Raw genomic sequence first — 26,146 nt, forward strand, 5'->3', positions numbered from 1 at the left:
CGCAGCATTCGATACAAGCTGCAAGCGGCGCGGAGTATATAGGGCAGTGCGCAAGCCCGTCGGCAAAGCCGGCGGTGGCTACCTGTCAGAGGACCTTCTCGCGGAGTGCGAAGTGCGGTCTGCAATGAACGAGTATTGAGCCGACAGGTCTTTGCTCTGGCCGGTGTGCATCTCGCCGGCAGCGACCTTGTCGGCGCCTGTCCCCAATGCATTGGACCGAAGGGGATCACCGACATACGCCGCCCCGCATGGCCGATCGGAGAGCACGGTTTGCCCCCTGTCGTCCTTGCATCGGTGAATCTCTGCCGACGCCGAGGCGCCAATGGCGCCGATCGCGAGAACGACGGCAATTCGGATGACGTGCGAAACCGGAGAGGGCATAGGGTCGCTTTCAAATTGTTACGACTATGCTAACCTGACGGAAATACCCGTCCACCCGTTCTTCAAGATAGGTGAGCCGACCGTGAAAAAAGACTCGACGTGCCAGAGCCGCTGGCCCTCGCCACACCGATCGGACCCTATGGATGCGGCAGCGTCGCGATGCCACAATGAAATTCGAAAGTGCATCGGATGAATTGCGCAAGGGGGGTCAGCATGCCGATCGTTTGTCGAATCGGGTTCGTACTTTGGCTCGCGGCCTTGTTGCCGTTCGAAGCAGTCGCCGCGCTCGGCGGCTCTGCGTCGTCCGTGGCAACGGACCAGACGCACATGAAAGCCACGCGCGAAGTGAAGGCCGGCCCGGCCTACACCGTGCATGAAATCACCACCCCCGCCGGCACCGTGGTCCGGGAGTTCGTCTCTCCCGCCTCGGGCCAAGTCTTCGCGGTGACATGGCAGGGCCCCTTCATGCCCGACCTGAAGCAGGTGCTGGGCGATCACTTCGCCACCTTCGCGGAGGCTGCCGGCAAGGGACGCATCGGCCGCGGCAACGCCCTGGTGAGCCGGCCGGAAGTGGTCATCCATTCGGGCGGACACATGCGTGCCTTTGAAGGCAAGGCCTATCTGCCCGGCCAGTTGCCGGAGGGAGTACGCCTTGAAGACATTCGCTAGCCGACTCGGACTCGGCATGCGCAGCGTGCAGCTTGCGCTCGCGATGGCCGTCTGTGCCTTGGTCATGACAGGATGCGGGGGCGGAGGCGGCGGAGGCGGTGCCGGCTTGCCGGCTTCCCTCCCGGCGACCGGCTCGACCCCGGGGACCGGGGGCACCAGCCCGCCTTCCGGCGGTGGGGCAACGGTCGCCGGCCCCAACGTCACGGCCATCATTCTCGATGCCGGGCCCGCCGGCGCCACCGGCATCGTCAATGCGCCCTATGTCAGCCTCACGGTGTGTGCACCGGGCACCTCGTCCTGCCAGACCATCGACCACATCATCCTCGACACCGGATCGAGCGGCCTGCGCTTGATGGCCTCGGCAGTGAACAACCGTTCGGCCCTGCTGCAACAGGCCGACGCCTCGAACAACCCCATCGCCGAATGCGCGCAGTTCGTCAGCAGCTATTCCTGGGGCTCGGTCAAGGTGGCCGATGTCACCATGGGAAGCTTGACGGCCGCATCGGTGCCGGTGCAGATCATCGCGGACCCCGATTTCGCCAGCGTCCCCGCCACCTGCTCGAACGCCGGCGCAGCGAACAACACGGTCGCAAGCCTGGGCGGCAATGGCCTGCTCGGCGTGGGTTCGTTCCGCCAGGACTGCGGCGACGCCTGCGTGGCCAAGGCCATTCCCGGAACCTACTACGCCTGCCCCGGCGGCAACGGGTGCTCGGCCACCGCCCTTCCCCTGGGCAAGCAGGTGACCAATCCGGTGGCGCTTCTCCCGTCGGACAACAACGGCGTGCTGATCCAGCTCCCCGCGATCGATCCCCGCGGCGCGACGAACGTGATCGGCTCGCTGGTGCTCGGCATCGGCACGCGCGCCAACAATGCGCTGGGCAGCGCCCAGGCCTACGGTGTCGACAGCTCCGGGGATTTCACGACCGTGTTCAACGGGCAAACCTACCTTCACAGCTTCATCGACAGCGGCTCGAATTTCTTCTTCTTCGGTACCACCGCGCTGCCGACCTGCCCCAACATGGGCGAGAGCGGTTTCTATTGCCCGGCATCGACGCAATCGCTCACCGCCGTCAACCTGGGGACCAACGGCACGAGCGGCTCGGTCACCTTCAGCGTCGCGAACGCCCACACCCAGTTCACGAGCAATACGGCAGCGACCGCGTTCAGCAACGTCGCCGGGACGTTCCCGGGGGGCACCGGATTCGACTGGGGCCTGCCTTTCTTCTTCGGTCGCAATGTCTTCTCGGCCATCGAAGGCGCTTCGACGCCTGCAGGAACGGGGCCGTACGTCGCCTACTGACAGATCGTCGCGACCACCACGAAATCATCCGATGCTTCAAATCGACGTAGCCGCCATCCATTTCATGAACGCCTATGCGGGAGTCTCGCGCGGCTTCGACACATTCGAGATGGCGTTTGCGTACAACGGACTGCTCAAGGTCGGCCCCCTGCTGATTTCATTCTGGGCGCTTTGGTTTGCGCCCAATCCCACCGACCCACAGCAGCGCCACGCGCGCCTTGTGTCGGCCGTTGTCGCCAGTTGCTTCGCCGCGGTCATTTCCGTCGGGCTGACGCATATCCTGCCGTCCCGGCCCCGGCCGATCATCGATCCGCAACTCGGCTTCGTGCTGCCCTACGGGATGCACCCCGAAGGTTGGGATCGCAGCAGTTCGCTGCCGAGCGACCATGCGGCAATGTTCTTCGCCCTGGCTGCCGGCATGTGGTTCGTGTCGCGCCTGTGGGGCGGACTGGCGCTGCTGTTCGTGCTGCTGTTCATCGCGGTGCCGCGCGCCTACCTGGGCTTGCACTACGTCTCAGATCTCGCGGCAGGCGGGGCCATCGGCGTGGCGCTTGCATGGATCGGCAACACCAGACCGGGCCTGAGAGTCTTTTCCCAGCACGCGATGACGATGCAATCCCGCCGCCCCGACATCTTCTACCCCGCGATGATTCTCATCACCTACCAGATCGCAGATCTGTTCTGGGACGCCAGGCAACTGTTGAATCTGATGAAGCAGGTGGTCCACGGCACTTGGTAAGTCAGAACCTGGGTGACGTGCAGGTCGCCTCGGCACGCACCTTCCTGACGACAGCGTCGCGTCCGGGTGCGTCGAGCTTCATGTAGATGTTCCTGAGATGCCACTTGACGGTGTCGAGCGAGAGCCCCAGCGCATGCGCGATCTTCTTGTTCGGCATCGATTGCGCGAGCAGTTCGGCGACCTCCCCCTCACGCGGCGTGAGCAAGTCGGCCCACCGCGCGCCTCTTGCCCGACCCGTCTCCGGCAAAGCGCCCTGGATGCCTGTGACCTGGGCGCGCGCCAGCGCCTCGATGCGCTCCACATAGAAGGAAAGCAGCGGATCGACATCGGGCTCCGCGCAAGCTTCACGGATCAGCGCCAACGCGCCATCGTGTGACCACAGGATGGTCTGCTTGAGGCCGAGGGCATGGCCCAGGCGAAGCGCACTTCGAACCCGGGTTCTGCACTGCTCCGCACGCCCGAGCCTTCTTTCGACCTCCGCAGCCTGCAGCGAAAAATAGACCACGTGCCGCAGCTCTCCGCTTTGCGCGGACTCGGCCACGAGCCCTTCGATTTTCGCGAGCGCAACGTGCAAATCGCCTTCATGCATCGCCATGCGTACCCGGGCCTCTTCCGCCAACCGGCGGATACGGCGCGGCGCCCCACCTTGCGCGCCCGTGTGACGCCCGGCCAACGCCCCGATCGCTTCCATGCTTCCACGCGCGAATTCGACATCGCCGCGCGCGAGCTGAATTTTCAGTTGATCGATCAATGCCAGGGCCTGCATTCGGTCTATCCGAAAGCGTTGCGCGAGAGTCCTCATGCGTGCGATGCAGGCCAGCGCTTCTTCCGTGCGGCCGGCGGCCTGATGCGCACGATTCAATGCCGCCATGATTCGCAACGTGGTGTCCGGCATCAGGGTGTCATTGGCTCCACCGTGCTCCTCGATGAACCGGATGGCGGCCTCGGGGCCCTCCTGCTCGTAGAGAACCTCGACCAGCAACAGCGCCGCGAGACGGGCTGCTTCGGCGCATTGAGCGCCGCGCTCCTCGGCTTCGCGAAGCACTTCGCGGTAGACCTGCTCCCCGAGACGCATGTGACCCTGGACAACATGCGAGAGTCCGACAAGACATCGCCCCGCCAGCGATCCAAAAATGGAACCGACGATCGGCTCGCCGTCCAGAGTCGGGGCCGGCTCTTCGGACTGGATGCGACGCGCACGTTCGAACTCTCCGACATGGATGAAGAGCCAGGTCAGGATGTTGCGACGCCCGGCCAGCGCAATGGCATCGGCCTCCGCAGGCGGTTGCAGCAATTCGGACTGCATCGCCTTCACCGTATCGGAGTCGTCGAGGCGAATGGCAAGGAGGCAGCGCAGCAGCGTGAGCCGGAAGCGAATCGCGGGTTCGGCATCCACCAGTTCCACCTGCAAGCGGCCGATGCTGGCCGCACAGTCCTCCAGGCGGTATTCGCACAATTCGATCCAGGCCGCCCACAGGCGAAGGGCGACATTGGCGCGCAAAAGAGTTTGCGGAAGCTGGCGCAGCAGCGCGATCAGCGGGCGCACATCGCCCTTGGCGAACAGAACCATGGCGCCACGGTCCGCGAGCTCGGCGGCCGCCCCCTCATCACCCGCCAGCAGGGCGTGCCTGACGGCTTCGTGATGGATGCCGCGGTCTGCGAAGAACTGCCACAACGTCGCATGGATCTGCCGGCGGTCGTGCTCCGGCCACGCTCTTGCGTGAGCAGCAAGCGTGCTGCGAAGCAACGGATGCATGAGCCACCACCGTTCGCCCGGCAACGCGGCGGACTGCGCACCGAGGAGGCCTTCGCCGGCGAGACGGTCGAACAACCCCTTGCAGCCCGAAAGCGCCGCCGGAACCCCGACGAGGCCGGCACAAAGCGTTTCGTCGAACATGGCAGGTACCGCGCAGCAGACCAGAACATGCAACTCGCCTTCGGAAAACCGCGAGAGCACTTCCGTCTCGAAAAAGTCCGCGAAGGGCGCCGGATCGGCCATGCCGTCCACCGGGGGCGGAAACACGCCGCGCCGGCGACGCAGGTCTGCACTCGCCAGATTGAGCAACGCTGCCCATCCTTCCGTCTGGCGATGCACCCCTTGTGCCAGGCGGGGATCGACGCCTGAGCCCATGGCCGCCAGATATTCGAGCGTTTCGATGCGGGAAAAGCGCAAGTCCTCGATACCCAGGTCCAGCACCGTTCGCGCAGCCTGCGCTCGCGCCAGCGAAATCGGAAGCGGCTGCCGGGTCGCAAACACGCATCGAAGGTTCGTCGGGGCGTAGTCGACGAGAAGCTGGATTGCCAATTGCACGCCTGGGTCGCGGGCGAGATGAGCGTCGTCAATGACCAGCACGACTTCGCCACTGTGCGCAGCAATACCTCGCACCAGCGCGATGATCACGCGCTCGATGCTTTCGTCATCGGGTTCGAGGCCGGCAAGCCGTGCAGGCTCGCGAGCGATCGGGAGATCCGTGAGCGCCAGCGACGCCACCAGGTCGGCCAGGAAGCCCGAAACGTCCGCGTGTCGCTCGGCGAGGTCCAGCCAGGCGACGTCCACACCGGCCGGCACCAGTTCACCCCGCCAGGAGGCCAGGAGGCTGCTCTTGCCGAAGCCGGCCGGCGCTCGCAGGACCACGTACCTGTGACGCGCATCGGCGAGCCTGTCGAGCAGGCTGCGGCGAATCAGGAGATAGCGGCTGCGTGTGCGCAGCGCCGGCGCACGACCGAGGGGCGCATTTTTCTTGCGCAGCCTGGTGAGGTCATAAGTTTGCATTGGCGTGGATTGTCTCCAACGCGCCACGCGGATTACCTTACGGCAGCGTCGAAAGTCCTGGCCGCTGACTCATAGGCGACACCGCGCCCCTGCCGCAATCGTCTGCGGCGCCGCGTTGAGCGTCTCGATGGCGAAGCCCGCCGCAGCCTTGTAACGCGCCGTGAAGGCCTCGCGCTCGGCTGCGAGCACCAGCGCCGAAATATCGGCGCACAGCTTGTTGTTGTACGCCTGCAACGCGGCGGGGCTCACGCCATGCTCGACGATCGCCGCGCCGAGCACCCGCGCGTCGACGATGGCCTGGCTTGCGCCGTTGGAACCCACCGGGTACATCACGTGCGCGGCATCGCCGAATCGGAGAAGAATGCACTCCGCCGCAGTTGCGGCCCTCATCAACCGATCAACCTCTGGAAGGAACCCATCCGTGAGCTTAATCACCACCAAGGACGGCGTCGAGATCTTCTACAAGGACTGGGGCCAAGGCCAGCCCATCGTGTTCAGCCACGGCTGGCCGCTCTCTTCCGACGACTGGGATGCGCAGATGATGTTCTTTCTGAAGAACGGCTATCGCGTCATCGCCCACGACCGCCGCGGCCACGGCCGCTCCAGCCAGGTCGACAGCGGCCACGACATGAACCACTACGCCGACGACCTGGCGGCGCTGACCGCGCACCTCGACCTCAAGAATGCGGTGCATGTCGGCCACTCGACCGGCGGCGGCGAAGTGGTGCACTATTTGGCGCGCCACGGAGAGAGCCGGGCGGCCAAGGCCGTGATCATCAGCGCCGTACCCCCGTTGATGGTGAAGACGGAATCCAATCCGGGCGGACTTCCCAAGGAAGTGTTCGACGACTTCCAGGCGCAAACCGCAAGCAACCGCGCCCAGTTCTTCCACGACATCGCCGCAGGACCGTTCTATGGCTACAACCGGCCGGGCGCGAAGCCGGCGCCGGGCGTGATCCTGAACTGGTGGCGCCAGGGAATGATGGGAGGCGCCAAGGCGCACCATGACGGCATCGTCGCCTTTTCCCAGACGGACTTCACCGAAGACCTGAAGAAGCTCAACCTGCCGGTGCTGGTGATGCATGGCGACGACGACCAGATCGTGCCGTATGCCGATTCGGCGCCGCTGTCCGCAAAGCTTCTGAAAAACGGAACGCTGAAAACCTACAAGGGCTTTCCGCACGGCATGCCGACGACCCATGCGGATGTCATCAACGCCGATCTGCTCGCTTTCGTGAAGGGGTGATGCCGCGCTCCGGTGGCTTTGCCAATCGATCCAGCCGGAGGCGTTGCCGCTCATCGGTGATGGCGCGCGCGGCGAGGTACACCGCTCCGGCGGCAGCCAGGCCGCCCGCGCCTGTCAGCAGGAAGAGCAGCAGGATCTGATACTTCACCGCCTCGATCGGATCCATGCCCGCGAGCAACTGGCCGGTCATGATGCCCGGCAGCGTGATGATCCCCGCAGCCGACATCTGGTTGACGATGGGGATCATCGCCCGACGGATCGACGACCGAAGCAGTTCGGCGAGCGCCTCGTGGATGGACGCACCCAGTGCGAGCTGGGCCTCGATCGCCGGACGCCGCAGCACCACGCCTTCCAGAAAGCTGTCGAGTCCAAGGCTCGCCGAATTGAGCACGCTGCCGAGCACGATGCCCATCAGCGGGATCGCGTAGCGCGGGTCGTACCAAGGCTGCGGGCGGATGGCCGTCATCAGCGCCAGCGCGACCGTGGCGACGCTCGAGATGCCGACCACTGCGGCGCTGATCCGGTAGTTGCCTGCCGATTGCAGCCTTCGCGTGGGACGTACCGCCACCTCGCGCGCCGCGGCCGCGATCATCAGCAGCACGATGACGAGCGTGACGCCCGGCGATGCGGCCCTGAAGACCACGCGCAACAGCAAGCCGACCAGCAGCAACTGCACGACCATGCGCGCTGCGGCCCACAACACCTGTCGGTGTAGATCGAGCCGCAGAAACAGAGAGGCAACCGCGCTCGCGAGAACCAGGACTGAGGCCAGCGCCACGTCGACCGCGCCGAGATGGACCACAGTGTTCACAGCGGGTGCAGTCCTTCACGCGTCATGGCATAGCGCCGCTGGCTCACGCGCTCGGCCTGGTCCGTGGAGTGCGTTACCCAGAGGATCGACAGGCCGTCATGGATGCGGCCCTGCAGCGTGGCCTCCATCGCCAGCGACGATGCACCGTCGAGCGATGCGGTCGGCTCGTCCAGCAAGAGCACCACAGGGCGGCGCGACAGCGAACGCAGCAGTGCAAGCCTTTGCCGTTCGCCAGTCGACAGGCGCACCACTTCTGCTTCAAGGATGTCGTCGGGCAGGTGAAGCAAAGGGAGAGCAGCCCGCGTCGGCTCCATGGACTCCGCCGGGAAGTGCGGCCCGACGGTCGGCTGCCACCACGCGGGTTCGGCCGCCTGATAGACGACTTGCTGCCGCCATTCGGTCGGGCGCCATGACTCCCGCGGACGGCCGTTCAAGGTCACGGTGCCGCTACCGGGATCGAGGTCGGCGACCAGCCGCATGAACAGGCTCTTGCCCACGCCCGAGGGTCCGACGATGGTCAGGCACTCGCCGCGCGCGAGATCGAGGTCGAAGGGGCCGCCATGCGCAGAACGGAGGCCACGAATGCTCAGCATGGGTGCTTCGTAACACTGGGTCACGTGTGCGTCAATCGCGCTGCTCTGATTCAGCAAGTTGTGGCCTCCATCGCTTTCACGAGAGTTTCACGGTCGCATGGGAATATTGCGCCAACCAAGCTCTCGACGAGAGCCGCGGTGGCCTTGATGCCATATGAAATACGCCTTGAATCATTCCCCCACCCGCCCCGCCACCTGAATCTTCAAGGAAGAGCCATGACATCCCAAGCCTGGGTGGAAACCATCTACATCGCCCCCGGCCACCCTCAGTGCAGGGTGTACGCCATGCCTTATCCGATGGGCCCGAACCAGAAGCCCGCGGACATCCTGCCCCAGCATCAGATGGACTGGCGTGAAGTCGCAAAGCTGGATGGCGAGCAGGAGCTTGTCTATATCGAGCCCGGCTATGCTGATCTGGCGGGCGATATCGCGGGCCAGATGGGTGGCGCGCATTTCGAGGTGACTCGCATCGTCGTGCCGACTCAACGCAGCACGATGACCTGCAACGCGACACGCAATCCGTTTTCGTAGGCTTCGTCAGCGGGTATGGCGCCACCGGGCCGCGCGACGACGCCCTGACGGGGCAAGCTCGGCGCCGGAACAGGAACCGCATCCGGCAAGACATCCGCCCATCGCGAAGCAGGCAGCATCACCGCTTCGCCGCCGCCACTGTTCTGCAGCACCATGCCGGCAAGGCGGCCGGCGGCATCGAGCACCGGACCTCCATCGGTGCTGCCGGCAATCCCGATGCCCAGCTTCCGAAGCCCAGCTTCGCCTTGGAACGCACCGAAGAAGCCTTGGGTCAGCCACGGCCAGGCCGGCGCCGCGTTCTCCATCGCGGCGTACTCGAACGCGAAGCCGGCGCTCCCCGCAAACGGATCGCGCGCAGCCACGGCCGGCATTCCTTCGGCGGCGAGCGGCGCGTCCAGGCGCAGTATCGTGACGCCCAGCGAACCGAGGGGCTGCGCCCCGAGGTCTGCATGCGCAAGCGTGGTCCGCCCCATGCCGTTGCGCAGCCAGATCGCCTTCGTGGTCTCGGGCCGGACCACGGCACTCGGCACCAGCGCCATCGTTCCATTGCCGATCAGCACGCCACCCGACGCCACACGGGCCGCGTCGGGGACCGCGGACTTGCCACCTTCCTGAACCGCCTGGGGCGCCATCCTGTGCGGCGTTTGCAGCATGAGTCCGCTCGCGACGGGTGCCGGGGACGCAAAGGCCCGGCGCACGTCGAGCGCCACCGGATCCTGCGGCAGGCGCTCGATGGTTTCCCGGAGCACGCGGTCGGCCACCGCTCCCTGCCCGCCCGCGCGCAAGAGCCACGCATACAACGCGCCTGCGGGCGCTGATTCAAGGTGTGCGCCGGCCACGTGCGCGCAGAACGCCAGCGCGCGCCGGTATTGCCCGGCCTGCATGTAGGCGCGCACCAGGCCCATCTCCGTGTCGGGCGCATGCAGCATCATGGCCGCGCGTTCGAATGTGTCGGTGGCAGCCGCGACATCGCCGCGCGCCAGTTCTGCCTCGCCGCGGCTCAGCAGCGCCGAGCGTTGATCCATCAGCACCGGGTCGTTCACGCGCATGTCGGTGATCGCGGCCGCGGAGCGCAGCGCAGGCTTCACCGCAGCCTCCTGCGCGCCGCAATACACGGCTGGCGGGCCCAGCATGAGCAGCGCCAGCGATACGGCCCGGGCTCTCGATATCAAGCGCGATCGCCTTCAGGGAAGCCGCGTGATCCGCGGAATCGCCAGCGCGGGCAGCGTCGGATCGTAGGCGGCCTTCGGCGCCTTGTAGCCGCCGTTCAGGTAGGCCGTCAGTGCGTCGATGTCCTGCGCGCCGCCGAGCGTATTGGTGCCACCGACCAGGACGGTGAAGCCGTCACCGCCGGTCGCCATGAAGTTGTTGACGGTCACCCGGTAGGTCCTGGTCGGGTTCTGCACCACGCCGTCGACCACGATGTTCTCGGGTGCGCCGGTCGCGACCGGGGGCGTCACGGTCACATCGATGGGCGTGAGCACAACGTTCACGATCTTCGAGCAGGCGGGAGCCGAGGCGCTCCACGAATACTTCAACCCGTTCGAGATTTGCATCACCCTCTGTGCCGTCTGTCCGTTGCATCCGGTGAACTGCTGCTCGAGCACATCCTTGAGTTGTTGCGCGGTCAGCGTCATCGTCACCAGGCTGTTGCCGAAGGGCTGCACGGTGAAGGCATCGCCGTAGGTCACGTTGTAAGGATAGGCGGCCGTCGGGCTCACGAAACCAGGATTGCGCACGCCACCGGCGTTCATGAACGCCATCACTGCGCCGCCGAGAGCGGCCGGCTGTGTGGCCTGCAATTGGGCATCTGCGATCAGGCTTCCAGCCGGCATTTCACCAGTTTCGTTCGCCGTGTTCGACAGCCCCGTGGTGATCGTGCCGATGACCTGGTTGGCCAGCGGCGATACCAGGGCGTTGTAGCCATCGACGATGTTCTTGACGCTTGGGTCGGTGACGATGGCGTTGTTGATCGCGACGTCGGTGCGGTCCACCAGGCGGTTCGTGGCCGACACCTTGAGCACCTTGTGCGATCGAGGATCCAGCGTGAGATCGATGTCGGTGAGCAAGCGACCGAAGGCGCTCGCGCTGGTGACGGGAACCAGCCGCCCCTTGCGGTTGGGCAGGCCGGTCGAACGCGGCGTGCTGACGGCGGCTCCGTTCACGTTCTTCACGTCCACAGTGTTCGCCGAGCAGTTGTAGGCGGCATGCGTGTGGCCGCTGATGACAAGATCGACCGCGTCGTCGAGGCCCTTCACGATCTTGCCGATGTCGGAGTCGGTGCCATCGGCATTCTTCAGGTTGCCGTCGCAGCCGTTGATGTCGCCGACGTTCGGGCTGGTCTGGAAGCCGCCCTGGTGCACGAGCACGACGATCGCATCGACGCCCTGTGCGCGCAGGCGCGGGATCAATGCATTGACTGTCTGCGCTTCATCGCGGAACTCCAGGCCGGCCACACCCGTGGGCGTGACGATGCCGGGCGTGCCCTTCAGGGTCATGCCGATGAACGCGACCTTCGCGCCTTCAAAGGTCTTGATGCCGTAGGCCGGAAACAAGGTGCGGCCCGTGGCCGTCTCGAAGACGTTGGCCGACAGCCACTTGAAACGGGCACCGTCGAAGGTGCCCATGGCGTTCGAGCCGAGGCCCTTGCAGCTGTTGGGGTCGGGCATGCCGTCGGTGATCTTGCAGCCGCCGGATTGCAGCCGCTTGAGTTCGCCGGAGCCCTTGTCGAACTCGTGGTTGCCGACGGCATTGAACTCGACGCCGATCTTGTTGAGCGTCTCGACCGCGGGCTCGTCGAAAAACAAGGCAGAGATCAGGGGCGACGCGCCGATGAAATCGCCCGCACCCACGACGACGTTGTTGACGTTCTGCGCCTTCATCCGCGCCACATAGGCGGCAAGGTATTCGGCGCCGCCCACTGCCGGGCGCTGCGCGGCGGGGACCACCGTATTGACTCCGAAGGTGCCGGGCGACTGCAGATTGCCGTGGTAGTCGTTGAAGCCGATGATCTTGACCTTGATCGGCTCGGGCGGTCGGCCATGGTTGCCATGGTCGTTGTCATGATCGTGATCGTTGTCGCGGCTGTGGTCGCGGTCCCTGTCGCGATTGCGATCGTTGTCATTTCCCCTGCCCCTGTCTCCGTCGTCGGCGCGACGAGACCCGGCGACATCGGGTTCGGCAGCATGCGCCGCGGTGGACATCGGCCCGATGCCCGCGGCGACTGTCGTCAGCGCGCAGGCGAGCAAGAAGCGGAATTTCGACATGAATGGCCCTCCAGGTTTTGATCTGCCAGCAAGTGCGCGAGCGCACTCGCGAACTCACCGGCAGAACTATCCTGGGTGACCATGACGGCGCAGTGCCACGCGCCCGTCGGTGAAACGTCGACATGCTTCTGTCACATGCGACGCTTGGAACTCCGGCCGCTCACCTCGGCCCGAAGCAAGGCAGATGGAAGATTTGCGGCGCCTACGACTTCCTCTTCAGCTTGACACCCTTCTCCCTCTCGAAGGATTCCACATAGCCGCGAGCCACCGCCCGCACCGCGCGGCCGATCTTTTCGTAGACGTCTTCGTCGAGATTGGCGAACGAGATCCGCGCCGACCAGTCCGGCGCCTCGAAGCCCCCGCCATTCAGCAGCACGATGCCGTGATCCTCGGCAAGCCTGAAGACGATGTCCAGCGGATGCACGTTTTCCTTGACCCACGCCACCAGTTCCTCCGTGCCGTACTTGCGCAGCCAGAACTCGAAATCGATCAACCCGTAGTAGTAGTCAAAAAGCGGATTGGCAGCCACGTCGACGCCAAGGCCTTCGAGCGTCAACAGCGCGCGCCGATGGCAGATTTCCATGCACGCCTTCTGGTAGACCTTCTGGTCGTCCATCAACTCATAGAGCGAGAAGAGGGACATCATCACCTGCTGCGGCAGCGACAGCCCCGCGGTGTGGTTGAGCGCCACGTCGCGGCTGTCGGCCACCACGCGGTCGATGAACCGGACCTCGCGCGGATGCGGCGTCAGCGTGCCGTAGCGCTTGTCGAGCTTCTTCAGCGTGGCGGCGTCGTGCTTGGCGATGTGCTGATCGAAGACGTTGTCCTCATGCACGGCAATCACCCCGAGGCGCCAGCCCGTGCAGCCGAAATACTTGCTGTAGGAATACACCCCGATCGTGTTGCGCGGGTAGGCGCCGAGGAGCGACCGAAAGCCCGGCACGAAGGTCCCGTAGACATCGTCGGTGAGCAGCATCAGGTCGGGGCGCTTCTTCAGGATCTCCCCGATCTTCTTGATGACAGATTCGGACAAGGCCATGGCCGACGGGTTGCCCGGGTTGACCACGAAGAAGGCCTTGATCTTGGGATCGAGCAGCTTGTCCAGTTCCTCGTCGGTGAACTGGAACCTGTTCTCCTGCGGCGCATGGATGGTCACGACGTTGAGGTCGTAGTCCTCCAGGTGCGGCATCTCCAGGTAAGGCGTGAAGATCGGAACACCCAGCGCGATGGTGTCGCCGGCGTTCAGCAACCGGTTGTTCTTGAGCGCCTTGAACGTGTAGCACATGGCGGCGGTGCCGCCTTCGACCGCATAGAGCTCGAAGGTGCCCTTGGGCCTCGGCTCGCCGCACATCGCCCACTGCAGAAACTCTCGCACGATGATCTCGTTGTGCACCAGCATGCGGTCGGGCACCGGGTAGTGGTCGCCGATGATCGAATCAACGAGTTCGTTGACGAAGGCGTCCGGCTTGAAATTGAATTTCAGCACCGCCCACGGAACCATCCGCTTCAGGAAGTCGGCACCCGGCAGGTCGTCATGCTTGGCCAGCCACGCCTGCAGGCGGTCCGCACAACCTTCCGCGCGCGGAATGCCGCCGATGCCCGGTGCCACGTCCATGACGCGCTTGGTTTCCTGCACCGCGAACTGGCCCAGCGTGAAGAAGGCTTCGCGCGGCTCGGTCGCGACCCAGTTGGGGTTGCCTCGACCTGCATTGAGATAGGCAATCGCGGATGACTTGGCCGCCTTGGTCGCCGACTCGGCCAGGAAATTCTTGATCTCGAAAGGGCCGAGGGCCTCGTAGTTGCGCAACGTCAAAAGATCCATTTACTTGCTCCTTGAACGAAATAGCGAGGTCGTCGCCACGAGCTGATTCGATGAAGAACGGTGTCAGCTTCCGCCGCTGAGCTTCATCATCGCGATCACGATGAACAGGCCCCAGATCGTGAGAAAGGTGTTGCCCACCGCGTAAGGCATGCCATAACCGAGCGCCGGAATGTTGCTCTTCGCCGCGTCCTGCACCATGCCGAGCGCCGCCGTGGTCGTGCGCGCACCGGCGCAGCAACCGAGCAGGATGGCCGGATCGAAGTGGAAGATGAAGCGCGCCACCAGGACGGCGATCAGCAGCGGGACCGAGGTCGCGACCACGCCCCAGAGGAACAGGCTCACGCCCAGCTTCTGCAGGCCGCTGATGAAGTCGGGCCCGGCGTTGATGCCGACGATCGCGATGAACACGTTCAGGCCGAGGTTGTTGAGAAGCCACAGCGCAGGCGCCGGGATCTGGCCGAACTTGGGCTTGATGGTGCGGTAGTAACCCAGGAACAAGCCCGCCAGCAGCGCGCCGCCAGAGGTTGAAAGGCTGATCGGCACGCCACCGATCTTCACGCTCAACACGCCGATCAGGCCACCGATCAGGATGCCCGCCGCCATGAAGGAGATGTCCGTCGCATCGGTCGGTCGATCGGCGTAGCCCAGTATCCGCACGACGGCATTCACGTGATCGACACTGCCGCCGATGCGAATCACGTCACCACGAAGGATCTCGGTGCCCGGAAGCCGCGGGATGTCGACAAGGTGGCGAGTGATCTTGGTGAGATAGACGCCGCGCGCTTCTGGCAGCTCGGCCAGCTCGGCGATCGTCTTGCCGTTGATCGCCTTGTTCGTGATGAACACATCGACCACGGTCGCCGGCATGTCCAGCAATTCGTGGTCATCGACCTCTTCGAGGATCTTCTCGACTTCGTCCACGAGGAGATGTCGGGCACCCGAGATCGCCACGAGATCGCCCAGCTGCAGCACGCTGTCCGCCTGGGCCACGATGATCTGGCCGCCGCGCTTGATGCGCTCGAAGAAGACCCGCACGCCAGGGAACGTGTCCTTGCAGCGCTTGCCGGCCAGGCCGCTCTGCTCGGTGATGCGATAGCCGCGCAGCCCGAAGTTGCGATATGCCGAAAGGATGCCGGGCTGAACCGATTTGGCGCCACCGCCGAGCTTGGCCTCGTAGTCCTTGCAGGCCTGCTCGATGTCAGCGCCGATCATCTTGGGGCCCAGCTTGGACAGCAGCAGCGCCGAACCGACGGTGCCGTAGATATAGGTCACCGCATAGCCGACCGGAATCGCCCCGAGCATGCTCTTGACCACGTCCGGCGAGAGGCCGGACTTGTTGATTTGATCGGTGGCCACGCCGATCGAGGCGGAGATCGTCTGGGAGCCTGCATACAGGCCCACCGCGTAGCCCACATCGAGCCCGGCGAAGTAGGCGCACGCAATCGGTACGACCAGACAGAGCACCATGACAATCAACGTGAATGCGATCTGCTTGGGTCCGTCCTTGCCAAGTCCCGCAAAGAACTGCGGCCCGACCCCGTAGCCCACCGCGAACAGAAACAGCAGGAAGAAGGCTGACTTGATCGGACCCGGGATCGACAGGCCCAACTGTCCAATCGCAACACCCGCGATCAAAGTTGCGGTCACCGCCCCGAGGCTGAATCCGAAGAACTTCTTGGGCCCCAGCCAGAAGCCGAAAGCCAGAGCGGCGAACAGGCCGAGTTCAGGATACTGCTTCAGCGTTTGCACAAGCCAATCCATGAGGGACTCCTTTTTGTCGGTGTCAAACTCGCGCATGCGCTGTCACATGCTTACTGGTCGTCGTGTGGGGCTCCAGGGTCGCGAATACACCACCCTCGGCTTTTTAGCAGGCGAATCCGCCGTGGCGATTGACATCCATCAAGTTGCGCCTGGGGTGCGCCAGCACAATTAAGCATCGCGCGCAGCCGGGATGGCAAGCTGCACCAAAGTGCAACCACTGTTGCCCAAAGGTACGAGCACGCAAACGCGCGTGAATGGAATATCTTCCACCGATTCTCAAGCGCGCCTGGAGGCACAGCATGTCCCAAGACAAGGCCGATAGTCATACAGATGACATGTCGATGGCGGACTTCTTTTCCGCTGCCGAAGCAAGACGAGAGCGCTGGAGCCGTCTCCAGGTCTGCACCGAAGCCTACACAGGCGGCGGCATGCACAAGGACAAGTTCGCGGCGGAAATCAGGACGCTGCTCGATCAGATCGAACCGCTGGAAGGCTATTGGGCCTACCCGGGCGCAACGCTCATGCGTGCCCTGCGCGATCTCCTCGCCGACGGCGATGCCGCTGGTCTCGCGAACGCCGCGCATCGCATCAAGGCTTCGATCTTCTCGGGCTCCTACCGTCACGACGCGACGGCCTGGAACATCGACGAGGACACGGAAGTCGACCTGGGCGATCGCATTCCACCGGGCCTGGTGGCCGACTCGGTCCATCGGCCGTACTTCGAGATCCTCACCGTCGCGCCCGAGATCGCCAAGACCGCCAATCCGCAGCGCGAGCTGCGCAAGCTGAGGCGGACCGAGGACCCGTTCACCTACGAGGCCGTCCAGACCTTCAGCCTCGAAGACGCCATCGTCGCGACGATCGTCAACTTCAATCTGCAGGCCGTCGTCATCTATGACGGATTCCGCTACAAGTCCAGGCACGCATTGCCGGCGCTCCACGAACTGATCAAGCGCTTCGGCCATCTGGAGGAAGACGGCATGCCGCGGGACTACGGCCTCACGCTGGCCAACTTCCTCAAGAAGATCAGGCCGGAGATCGACATCTACCTGGTGACCGAACGCGGCGTCGATGCCGCTGCCATGAGCATTGACGCCAAGGCGGTCCGGCGTGTGTTCTACGAGATCGAGGAGCTGATGGAGATCCATCTGAGCATCCTCGCGGGTGTCAGCGACCGTTACGAAACCCCCTTCTTCGACAACCTCAAGAAATACGCGGCGCGACCGATCGGGACCTTCCACGCGCTGCCCATCGCGCGCGGCAAGTCGATCTTCAAGTCGCACTGGATCAAGGACATGGGCCAGTTCTACGGCGCCAACCTGTTCCTCGCGGAATCGTCGGCAACGACAGGCGGGCTCGACAGTCTTCTGGACCCGACGGGGAACATCAAGGAAGCGCAGGACATGACCGCGCGCGCCTTCGGCGCGGATCACGTCTACTTCGCCACCAACGGCACATCGACCTCCAACAAGATCGTCGTGCAGGCGCTGTGCCGGCCCGGCGACATCGTGCTCATCGATCGCAACTGCCACAAGTCGCACCACTACGGACTGGTGCTGGCGGGCGCACAGCCCTTCTATCTCGAGGCCTATCCGATGGTGGCCTATTCGATGTATGGCGCCGTGCCGCTGCGCACCATCAAGCAGGCGCTGCTGACGCTCAAGGCGGAGGGCAAGCTCGACAAGGCCCGGGTCGTCGACCTCACCAACTGCACCTTCGACGGCCACATGTACAACTGCCGGCGCGTGATGGAGGAATGCCTGGCCATCAAGCCCGACCTGATCTTCCTGTGGGACGAGGCGTGGTTCGCCTTCGCGCGCTTCTCGCCGTTCCACAGGCGGCGCACGGGCATGGGCGCGGCGCAGGATCTGGAAGACCGGCTCCTGACGCCCGAGTACCGCGTCGAATACGAAAGCTGGAAAGCGAAGCTCAAGGGCAAGGTGGGCGACGACCTCGACCCGAAGGATCCGTCATTGCTCGACATGCGGCTGATGCCGGACCCCGATCGTGCGCGGGTGCGCGTCTACCAGACCAACTCGACCCACAAGTCGATGTCCGCGCTGCGGCAGGGTTCGATGATCCTCGTGCGGGACCAGGACTTCCATCAGGTCGAGGAGCAGTTCCACGAGGCGTTCTACACGCATACCTCCACTTCGCCGAACCAGCAGATCATCGCGTCGCTCGATGTCGCGCGCAGGCAGATGGAGCTCGAGGGCTACGAACTCGTCATGCAGGCGGTGGCGCTTTCCATTGACCTGCGGCGGCAGGTCAACACGCACCCGCTCATCTCGAAGTACTTCCACATCCTCACGCCGGGCGAGATGGTGCCGAAGGAGTTCCGCGCCTCGGGCGTCGAGGACTACGCCAAGCCGCATGCGACCTGGATCGAAATCCTCGCGGCCTGGGAGACCGACGAGTTCGCGCTCGATCCGACACGCATCACGCTGGTCACGGGCCGGGCCGGCTATGACGGGACCGAGTTCAAGGGCCTGCTGGCTTCGAAGTACGACGTGCAGATCAACAAGACGTCGCGCAACTCGATCCTCGTCCAGATCAACATCAACAACACGCGCAGCGACGTCGCGCACTTGCTGAAGGTGCTGGCGGACATCTCGCGCGACAAGGAGCGCAGCCTGCTGGAAGGCGGCAAGGCCGCGCGTGCCGCCTTCGAGGCGCGCGTCAAGGCGCTGATGGACGATGTTCCGGACCTGCCCAACTTCAGCCACTTCCACGACGTGTTTCGCGATGACGCGAAAAGCGCCACCACCGAAGGCCACATGCGCGCGGCCTTCTACATGGCCTACCGGGAAGAAGACTGCGAGCACATCAAGCTGGCGGACAAGGCGATCGACGACCGCCTGAAGAAAGGCCCGGACCTGGTTGCAGCGAACTTCGTCATCCCCTACCCTCCGGGCTTTCCGATCATGGTGCCGGGCCAGGTCATCGCAGCCGACACGATTCAGTTCATGCGAAAGCTCGACGTGAAGGAAATCCACGGCTACAACGCGAGCCTCGGGCTGAAGCTGTTGAAGCCGGAGGTGCTCGGAAAGCGCAAGAAGAAGAACGGTTCCACGGATCTCTGAACGATGAGGAGAAACGACATGGGGAAACTGGGCGGGGCCGTGCTGACCGGTCTATTCTTCGCGACCGGTGCCGTCGCACAGACGAGCCAGGTGCAGGGGCCGGTGACAGGCAACAGCGTCACGCTGTTCGGCGTCGCCGATGCAACCATCGCCTACGGCACCGGCAGCATCGGGACGCTGACCCAATTGACGAGCGGCGGCAACACGACTTCACGCCTGGGCTTCCGCGGCCTCGAGGATCTGGGCGGCGGTCTGGCCGCTGGCTTCTGGCTCGAGTTCGGCTACAACGTCGACAACGGCACGGGTGTCAATACCAACATCAACAACCAGCCGGACGGCAATGTCTCCGGCTTCAACATGAACCGTCGCGCCACGGTCAGCCTGATCGACCTCTGGGGCGAATTGCGGCTCGGAAGAGATTTCACGGCGACCTATCGCAATCGCGACCAGACCGATCCGTTCGCGACCAATGGTGTCGGTGCATCGCAACCCTATGTGGGCTCGATCGCGGGAGTGACGGCCACGCGCGCATCGAACATGGTCGGCTATTTCCTGCCGGGCAGCCTGGGCGGCTTCTTCGGCGAAGTGCAGTACTTCATGGGCGAGAACGACAACACGACCGGATTGCCGCACGTGAGCGATGGCAACGGCTACGCAGCGCGCGTCGGCTATGCCACGGGTCCGTTCGCCGCGGCCGTGTCGACCGGCAAGACGCTGTATGCCCGCAGCCTGACCACGGGCGACATTCCGGTGGTCAACGTCGGGGCCTCCTGGGATTTCGATGTCGTGAAGGTCACCGGGGGCTACTTCCACGACAAGGTCGACCAGTTCCTCCCGGTGACGGGCACGGGCTACATCGCGGGCGCCATCATCCCGGTGCTCAAGGTGGACCAGTTGAAGCTCAGCTACTCGGTCTATGGAACCAACGCGATCGGCGACCCGCGTGCGTACAAGTACGCCATCGGCTACGTCTACAACTTCTCGAAGCGCACGGCCGTCTACACCACCTTCGCGTACGTCAACAACAAGGGCGGATCGACGGTCGCAGTGAACGGCGCGATCACGGCGCCCAACCAGAGTTCTCACGGTTACGACTTCGGCCTGAAGCACAGCTTCTAGCCCACGGAGATCGATGATGAAAATGCTTCCGGCAGTGTCGACGGCGCTCGCGGCATCCGTGCTGCTGGCCGTGGCGCCTCACGCCCAGACGACGGACCAGGCCACCCAGGATGCCGCGCGGGCGGCGCGGATGAAGGCAGGCGAGGAGGCCGCGCGAGGCCCGCAACTGGGCGAGGGCAACCCCATCCCCGAAGCCGCCCGCAAGTACACCCCCGAGGAACGCGCCGCCGCCCACGCGGCCCGGCGCGGCGGAGGCGCCACCGCAGCCAAGAAGACCGCGCCCGCGGAGGGCAAGCCGAAGCCCGATCCCCGCCCGACCCTCGGAAGCCCGGAACGCGCCGCCGCCCGTGCCAAATACCGGGAGGATGCCGCGAGGGCCAACAAGGCCGGCGAGATCAAGTCCAAGGGAGAGATGACCAACTGAGCCGTTCAGGTGAGCTGGATGCGCCGCATCAAGGCGGCTGGCGTGCGCGGCCAGCCCACGCGGCCAAACCACGCGCCTCCTGCAATCACGGCAGCGATGACGAAGGCATACACCACGAGTGCCAGGCCCTGTGCAACGAATACGTGTATCAAATCACCTCCGCAGCGCAACGCAAGCCATCCTCCGATCCCCGCCACGGCCAAGCGTGCGAGGTTGCCAACCACAGGCCACGCCAAGCGCCCCGACCCTTGCGACGCGAAATGCAGCACCTGTGCGACGCCGAAGAAGCCGTACAGCGGGCCAACCGCCCGCAGGTACTGGGCGCCGGAATCCAGCATGGCAGGATCATTGCCGAACAGCATCAGCCAGGGGCGAGGGAAGCTCGCCGCCGCCAGGCCGATCGCCTCGGTGATGGCAAAGCACATCGCGGCCCCGATCCACGCGGCCTTGAGGGCGCGCTCTCCGCGGCCGGCGCCTATGCAGGTGCCGACGATGGCCACCAGCGGTGCGCCAAAGCCGAACACCAGCGGCACCATCAGGTACTCGAGGCGCGCGGCAGTGCCGTAGCCGGCGATCGCGCCGGGCCCGAAATGCCCCGACAGTGCCGTCGCGATGCCGATCGACAGGTTGGTGGCCACCGTCGCTATCGCGCCGACAAGGCCAACACGCAATATGTCGCGAAACAGCGGCCAGCGAAGCCGCACACCCGCGAGCCTTGGCTTGAGCAGGCTGCGCGGCGAACGCAGGTACATCCAGAGCGCGAGCGTTCCCGCGAGGTAGTAGAGCAGCAGCGCCGCCGCGCCGCCGGCAATGCCCATGCCAGGAATCGGACCCCAGCCGAAGATGAGCAAGGGCGACAGCGGAACAAGCACCACCACGCCCGCAACGGTCACGTTGGCTGGCACGGCCATGTTGCCGGTGCCGCGAATCACCGCCGCCAGCGAGTTGAAAAGCCACACGAGCACCGCGCCGGCAAACACCCAGTTCGAGTAGACCAGCGCAGCATCGAGCGACGCGCCGGTGCCACCCATCAGCGCATACAACCAGCGTCCACCCAGCAGCAGTGCCAACGTGAAAGCAAGCCCGAAGCCGAGCGCGATCACCAGCGCGTGGATCACCAGCGCATCGGCATCGTCCCGGCGTCGCGCGCCGAGCGCTCGCGCAATCGACGACGCGATAGCGCCGCCGATCGCGCCTGCGGAAGTCATCTGCATCAGCATGACAATCGGAAACACGAGCGCCATCGCAGCCAGCGCGTCGGTGCCGAGCTTGYCGACGAAATAGGTTTCGATGAGCCCGGCGGAGGCCTGCGCGACCATCACCAGCACGTTGGGTGCCGCCAGGCGCAGCAGGGTCGGAGCAATGGGCGCTTCCAGAAGGAGGCGCGTACGTGGATCGATGGCGGTCATGGTGTGACCTCAGGGCAAGGCGACCGCACGGACCGGCTGGCCTCATGGGTCGGGAGGTCTACCATGGCCGGCACGGCACTGGTGTGGACGCTGCAGCAGGCACGCACCACAGGGCCCCAGCGCTTGGCATAGGACTCGATGGCGAGCCCGTCTTCGAAGGCTTTGTCCATCAGGAAGAGGCCTGGCGCCGGACAGGTCGCACCGAGTTCCGTCAATAAAGGTTTGAGCAAGTACTCCGCAGCCAGGCCGTGTTCGGCCGTGGCGCCGAGCATGAGTGGGATGGCGACGACTCCTTGCAGGCCGGTCCCGCCTGCGAACTGTTCGAGAAAGAGTTTCAGCAAGCCGGTGAACGTGGCCTTGTAGGTCGGGCTCGCCACGATCACGAGGCGCGATTCGGCAACTGCGCTCACGGCCGCCTGGATGGCCGAGGTCTTGTCGCCGAGAAGCGCGGGGCCGAGTTCGGAAACCTCAATCACGTTCTCGGGTGCGCTATACGTAAGCGCCTCGGCAAGCATGGAAGCAGCGCGCGCAGTGCGCGAGCCCGGCTTTGGATTGCCGATGATGATCGACGTTGTCATGGCGTTTCCCCTGCGAGGCTGGGGTCCGGATTGCCGAGGAAGAACTTCAACGCCATGCGCTGGATGAAGGTGCCGTAGGGCGGATAGAAGAGATCGATAGGAAAGAAGCGGTGCCGCTTGAACACCGTCCTCGCGTGCGACAGCTCCCGGAAGCCTTCCGCGCCGTGGTAGTTGCCCATGCCCGAGTTGCCGATGCCACCGAACGGCGCATCGTGGTTGACCACGTGCCAGCCCCAGTCGTTGACCGACACGCCGCCCGAGTGCGTACGGCGCAGCAGTTCGTCGCGCTCGGCGCTGTCGTGGCTGAAGCAGTAGAGGGCCAGCGGCCGTTCGCGTTCGTTGATGAAGGCAATGGCTTCGTCCATCGTGTCGTAAGGCACGATCGGCAGGATGGGGCCGAACAGTTCCTCGGACATGATCCGCATGTCGAGCGTGAGCTTCGTGACGATCTGCAGCGGCAACGTGCGCGCATTGCCCACAGGCGCCGGTCCGCAGGATTCGATGTGGGCGCCCTTGGCGCGCGCGTCGTCCAGAAGCGCGGTAATGCGGCTGTACTGGCGCTCGTCCACCACCGAGGTGAAATCCGGGTTGCCCGTCGTCTTGTTGCCATAGAAGCCCTGGAAGGTGCGACGCACACCGGCGATGAAATCGGTCACACGTTCATGCGGCACCAGCGCGTAGTCGGGTGACACGCAGATCTGCCCGGCGTTCGTCGTCTTGCCGTGGGTGATGCGCTTGGCCGCGTCGGCGACCGGGTAGTTGCGCGTGACCAATGCCGGCGACTTGCCGCCGAGTTCGAGCGTGACCGGCGTCAGATTCGCCGCCGCGGTGCGCATCACGAGACGGCCCACGCCCGGCGATCCGGTGAAGACGATGTGGTTGAAGGGTTGCGAGGTGAAGACGTTCGGGTCGATCAACTCCTCGCCGACGACGGCCACCAGGTCTTCCGGGAAGACCTCCGAGAGCATGGCCTTGCACACCGCGTTGGTGTTCGGCGTCGCTTCCGGCATCTTGATCATCACGCGATTGCCTGCGGCGAGTGCCGCGATGGCCGGCCCCAGCGCCAGGTAGACCGGGAAGTTCCAGGGCGTGATCACGCCGACGACACCCTTCGGCTGGTAGACCACCTTGATGCTGTTGCTGAGGAACAGAAGCTCGGTCGAGCGGCGACTCGGCTTCATCCAGCGCCTGACATGCCGGATGGCGTGGTTGAGTTCCAGCATAGGGCCCAGCACATCGAGCATCTTGGATTCGGCATGCGCGCGCTGCCCGAAGTCCTTGCTCGCGGCGTCGGCCAGCATGTCCTGATAGCGAGAGAGTTGCCGCTTGAGCGCCTTGAGTCGATCCAGCCGCTCGCTCGCGGTGGGCGATGGTGCCGCCCGGAATGCGGCTTGCTGCGAGACGAAGATGTGCGCGACACGTTCGTTCGCCGCGACCGCCGAAGGCGATTGGAATGGTGTGTTGTTCAAAGCAAACCCCGGAACAGAAGGCCTATCACGGCCAGTTGACTTGGGAAATAGCCCTTGTGCTTGGGCAAGTCGTCGTGTGCGTCGGTCACGCGGCGGTGATAGAAGATGTGCATGGAAGCGGGCGGCAGCGTCGAAGGGTCGGCGTAGTTGCCTGTTGGCACGAACGCCAGCCTGGCGGGACCCGCAAGGCCGAATTCGACGACCGGCTTGCCGCACGAAGGGCAGCTGCCGCGGACGATGTTGGGAGGCAGGCGGTACTTCTTGAAGACGACCTGTGACTCGTCCGCCAGGGCAACGTCGCGGGCCCGGAGCACCGTCACGTCCGAGCAAGGCTTGCCTGTGTAGGCCTGGCAGATTGCGCAATGGCAGATGAAGCGCGCGAAAGGACGGGTGTTCAACCGAAACCGGCTGGCGCCACAAGCGCAAGAGGCGGCGGCTCCGCCCTGGACGTCATTCATGCGTTGCTCCCGACTGAAGACGCCGGCATCAGCACATCGGCGTACTTCTGCCGCAGGTCCATCTTCTGGACCTTGCCGGTCGCACCGAGCGGCAGGCTGTCGACGAAGATCACCTCGTCGGGCAACCACCACTTGGCGACCTTGTCGCCGAGGAAGGCGAGGATGTCTTCCTTCTCCACGGCCTGGCCGGCCTTCTTCACCGCGCACAGCACCGGGCGCTCGTCCCACTTCGGATGCCGCACGCCGATGACCGCCGCCATGGCGAGCGCGGGGTGACCGACCGCCGCGTTCTCCAGATCGATCGAGCTGATCCACTCGCCGCCGGACTTGATCACGTCCTTCACGCGGTCGGTGATCTGCATGTAGCCGTCGGCGTCGATGGTGGCGATGTCGCCGGTCGGGAACCAACCATCGCGCAACGCCGGCTTCTCGCCGTTGAAGTATTCGGAAACGATCCACTGACCGCGCACCATCAGTTCTCCGGCGGACTTGCCGTCGCGCGGCAGTTCGTTGCCGTCCGCATCGGCCACCTTGAGCTCCACGCCGAACACAGCGCGGCCTTGCTTGCTTCGCAAGGTGTATTGCTGCTCGGCATCCAACCCCGCATGCTTGGCCAGCGGCACGCCCTGCGTGCCGAGCGGACTGGTTTCGGTCATGCCCCAGCAGTGGCGCACTTCGACGCCAAAGTTCTCCTCGAAGTCCCTGATCAGCGACTGCGGCATCGCCGAGCCGCCGACCACGGAACGGCGCATCGTGGAGGGCCGGAGGCCGTGCTGTGCCATGTGCTGCGCGAGCCCCAGCCAGATCGTGGGAACGCCGGCGCTGCATGTCACGCCTTCGGACTCCATGAGTTCGTACAAGCTGGCGCCGTCGAGCTTCGGACCGGGAAGCACGAGCTTGCAGCCGGTCATGGGTGCCGCATACGGAATGCCCCAGGCGTTCACGTGGAACATGGGCACGACCGGCAGGACGCAATCCCGAACCGACAGCGAGAGCGTGTCGGGCATGCCCAGCGCGAAGCTGTGGAGCATCGTCGAGCGATGCGAATACAAGACCCCCTTGGGGTTGCCGGTGGTCCCCGAGGTGAAGCACAGCGCGCTCGCGGTGCGCTCGTCGAACTCGGGCCATGCGTACGCATCGTCTTGCGCATCCATCAGCGTCTCGTAACACTGCAGATCAGGCAGGCTCGACCGTGCCGGCATGTGCGCGGCGTCGGTCATCAGCACGTAGGCGCGAACACCCGGGCACATCGGCGCCACCGCCTCCACCAGCGGCAGGAAGGTGCTGTCGAACAGCACCACCTTGTCTTCGGCGTGATTGAGGATGTACGCAAGCTGCTCCGCATGCAGGCGCGGATTGCAGGTATGCAGGACTGCACCACTGCCGGACACCGCGAAGTAGGCCTCCAGGTGACGGTGGTTGTTCCACGCCAGCGTCGCGATGCGCGAGCCGCGGCTCATGCCGAGCGTGGTCAACGCCTTGGCGAGACGGCGCGCGCGCCGACCGAGATCGCGATAGGTATATCGAAGCAGCGCGCCGTGGGTTTCGCGCGAAACCACCTCGACGTCGCCGAACTGCCGCTCCGCGTGTTCGAGCAAGCCCGAAAGCAGCAGCGGGCGGTCCATCATCAAACCGAACATCATCCGTTCCTTGTGTCGTGAGTTGTCCCTGCGGGCACCTCGCCCGCCTGGGAAATTCAGTGAATCCCGGTGAC

Annotated in this window: 21 protein-coding genes and 1 pseudogene; 8 read left to right on the plus strand and 14 right to left on the minus strand. The window is 64.8% G+C overall.

All coding sequences use genetic code 11. The features are described from left to right. Window positions 1-78 precede the first annotated feature (78 nt). Window positions 79-381 carry a DUF4124 domain-containing protein gene (locus AC1DHL_RS25640; RefSeq protein WP_478163814.1) on the minus strand — a complete coding sequence of 101 codons (303 nt, stop codon included), beginning with the start codon at window positions 379-381 and terminating at the stop codon, window positions 79-81. 213 nt (window positions 382-594) lie between these two features. Between AC1DHL_RS25640 and AC1DHL_RS25645 the strand changes: the two genes are divergently transcribed. From AC1DHL_RS25645 to AC1DHL_RS25655, 3 genes are read left to right on the plus strand one after another with little or no spacing between them, the layout of a single operon-like run. After that, entirely contained in the window at window positions 595-1,050 is a 456-nt protein-coding gene (locus tag AC1DHL_RS25645; RefSeq protein WP_478163815.1) for a DUF2844 domain-containing protein, read from the plus strand. Next, window positions 1,034-2,350: a DUF3443 domain-containing protein gene (locus AC1DHL_RS25650; RefSeq protein WP_478163816.1), complete on the plus strand. Its 1,317-nt coding sequence runs from the start codon at window positions 1,034-1,036 to the stop codon at window positions 2,348-2,350. The genes AC1DHL_RS25645 and AC1DHL_RS25650 overlap by 17 nt, the downstream gene beginning before the upstream one ends. A 31-nt stretch (window positions 2,351-2,381) precedes the next feature. Then, window positions 2,382-3,089 (plus strand): phosphatase PAP2 family protein, encoded by a 708-nt coding sequence (locus AC1DHL_RS25655; RefSeq protein WP_478163817.1) that lies wholly within the window; start codon window positions 2,382-2,384, stop codon window positions 3,087-3,089. A 1-nt stretch (window position 3,090) separates the two neighbouring features. Here AC1DHL_RS25655 and AC1DHL_RS25660 read toward each other — a convergent pair whose 3' ends face one another. Together AC1DHL_RS25660 and AC1DHL_RS25665 are read right to left on the minus strand one after the other, a co-directional pair. Continuing rightward, on the minus strand, window positions 3,091-5,862 hold the full coding sequence (locus AC1DHL_RS25660; protein ID WP_478163818.1) for a LuxR C-terminal-related transcriptional regulator: 2,772 nt from the start codon (window positions 5,860-5,862) through the stop codon (window positions 3,091-3,093). A gap of 69 nt (window positions 5,863-5,931) precedes the next feature. Beyond that, window positions 5,932-6,210: pseudogene (locus AC1DHL_RS25665) on the minus strand (flavin-dependent oxidoreductase); the annotation flags it as partial. 73 nt (window positions 6,211-6,283) lie between these two features. Here AC1DHL_RS25665 and AC1DHL_RS25670 point away from each other — a divergent pair. Beyond that, complete coding sequence (locus AC1DHL_RS25670; protein ID WP_478103925.1) at window positions 6,284-7,108, plus strand: alpha/beta fold hydrolase; 825 nt, start codon at window positions 6,284-6,286, stop codon at window positions 7,106-7,108. Here the strand turns inward: AC1DHL_RS25670 and AC1DHL_RS25675 are convergent. Beyond that, on the minus strand, window positions 7,074-7,919 hold the full coding sequence (locus AC1DHL_RS25675) for an ABC transporter permease (RefSeq protein WP_478163819.1): 846 nt from the start codon (window positions 7,917-7,919) through the stop codon (window positions 7,074-7,076). The genes AC1DHL_RS25670 and AC1DHL_RS25675 overlap by 35 nt on opposite strands. Beyond that, window positions 7,916-8,512: an ABC transporter ATP-binding protein gene (locus tag AC1DHL_RS25680; RefSeq protein WP_478163820.1), complete on the minus strand. Its 597-nt coding sequence runs from the start codon at window positions 8,510-8,512 to the stop codon at window positions 7,916-7,918. Before AC1DHL_RS25680 ends, AC1DHL_RS25675 begins: the two co-directional genes overlap by 4 nt. A 216-nt stretch (window positions 8,513-8,728) precedes the next feature. Between AC1DHL_RS25680 and AC1DHL_RS25685 the strand changes: the two genes are divergently transcribed. Then, complete coding sequence (locus AC1DHL_RS25685; RefSeq protein WP_478103929.1) at window positions 8,729-9,043, plus strand: hypothetical protein; 315 nt, start codon at window positions 8,729-8,731, stop codon at window positions 9,041-9,043. Here AC1DHL_RS25685 and AC1DHL_RS25690 read toward each other — a convergent pair. From AC1DHL_RS25690 to aspT, 4 genes are all read right to left on the minus strand, one after another. After that, window positions 8,995-10,215: a tetratricopeptide repeat protein gene (locus AC1DHL_RS25690; protein ID WP_478163821.1), complete on the minus strand. Its 1,221-nt coding sequence runs from the start codon at window positions 10,213-10,215 to the stop codon at window positions 8,995-8,997. The two genes, AC1DHL_RS25685 and AC1DHL_RS25690, sit on opposite strands and share 49 nt — an antisense overlap. Window positions 10,216-10,227: 12 nt before the next feature. Next, window positions 10,228-12,309, minus strand: a complete 2,082-nt coding sequence (locus AC1DHL_RS25695; protein ID WP_478163822.1) for a bifunctional metallophosphatase/5'-nucleotidase — start codon at window positions 12,307-12,309, stop codon at window positions 10,228-10,230. Between the two features lie 202 nt (window positions 12,310-12,511). Continuing rightward, window positions 12,512-14,131, minus strand: a complete 1,620-nt coding sequence (locus tag AC1DHL_RS25700) for a bifunctional aspartate transaminase/aspartate 4-decarboxylase (RefSeq protein ID WP_478163823.1) — start codon at window positions 14,129-14,131, stop codon at window positions 12,512-12,514. A gap of 63 nt (window positions 14,132-14,194) precedes the next feature. Beyond that, window positions 14,195-15,892, minus strand: a complete 1,698-nt coding sequence (gene aspT, locus AC1DHL_RS25705; RefSeq protein ID WP_478163824.1) for an aspartate-alanine antiporter — start codon at window positions 15,890-15,892, stop codon at window positions 14,195-14,197. Between the two features lie 299 nt (window positions 15,893-16,191). Between aspT and AC1DHL_RS25710 the strand changes: the two genes are divergently transcribed. From AC1DHL_RS25710 to AC1DHL_RS25720, 3 genes are read left to right on the plus strand one after another with little or no spacing between them, the layout of a single operon-like run. After that, window positions 16,192-18,975, plus strand: coding sequence for a decarboxylase (locus AC1DHL_RS25710; RefSeq protein WP_478163825.1), 2,784 nt, complete (start codon window positions 16,192-16,194; stop codon window positions 18,973-18,975). A gap of 18 nt (window positions 18,976-18,993) precedes the next feature. Further along, the gene (locus AC1DHL_RS25715) at window positions 18,994-20,094 is read left to right on the plus strand and encodes a porin (RefSeq protein ID WP_478103936.1); all 1,101 of its coding nucleotides are present in this window, start codon (window positions 18,994-18,996) and stop codon (window positions 20,092-20,094) included. Window positions 20,095-20,110: 16 nt separating this feature from the next. After that, window positions 20,111-20,518, plus strand: coding sequence for a hypothetical protein (locus AC1DHL_RS25720; RefSeq protein WP_478163826.1), 408 nt, complete (start codon window positions 20,111-20,113; stop codon window positions 20,516-20,518). A gap of 5 nt (window positions 20,519-20,523) precedes the next feature. On the opposite strand, the gene AC1DHL_RS25725 is transcribed toward AC1DHL_RS25720, so the two are convergent. From AC1DHL_RS25725 to AC1DHL_RS25745, 5 genes are read right to left on the minus strand one after another with little or no spacing between them, the layout of a single operon-like run. Next, the gene (locus tag AC1DHL_RS25725) at window positions 20,524-21,927 is read right to left on the minus strand and encodes an MATE family efflux transporter (RefSeq protein WP_478163827.1); all 1,404 of its coding nucleotides are present in this window, start codon (window positions 21,925-21,927) and stop codon (window positions 20,524-20,526) included. Then, window positions 21,924-22,505 carry an NAD(P)H-dependent oxidoreductase gene (locus tag AC1DHL_RS25730; protein WP_478163828.1) on the minus strand — a complete coding sequence of 194 codons (582 nt, stop codon included), beginning with the start codon at window positions 22,503-22,505 and terminating at the stop codon, window positions 21,924-21,926. The genes AC1DHL_RS25725 and AC1DHL_RS25730 overlap by 4 nt, the downstream gene beginning before the upstream one ends. Then, entirely contained in the window at window positions 22,502-23,974 is a 1,473-nt protein-coding gene (locus tag AC1DHL_RS25735) for a coniferyl aldehyde dehydrogenase (protein WP_478163829.1), read from the minus strand. The genes AC1DHL_RS25730 and AC1DHL_RS25735 overlap by 4 nt, the downstream gene beginning before the upstream one ends. Next, complete coding sequence (locus AC1DHL_RS25740; RefSeq protein WP_478163830.1) at window positions 23,971-24,432, minus strand: GFA family protein; 462 nt, start codon at window positions 24,430-24,432, stop codon at window positions 23,971-23,973. Before AC1DHL_RS25740 ends, AC1DHL_RS25735 begins: the two co-directional genes overlap by 4 nt. Next, window positions 24,429-26,072, minus strand: a complete 1,644-nt coding sequence (locus AC1DHL_RS25745) for a 3-(methylthio)propionyl-CoA ligase (protein WP_478163831.1) — start codon at window positions 26,070-26,072, stop codon at window positions 24,429-24,431. Before AC1DHL_RS25745 ends, AC1DHL_RS25740 begins: the two co-directional genes overlap by 4 nt. Between the last annotated feature and the right edge of the window lie 74 nt (window positions 26,073-26,146).

This window comes from Variovorax sp. 10L426, assembly GCF_056395305.1.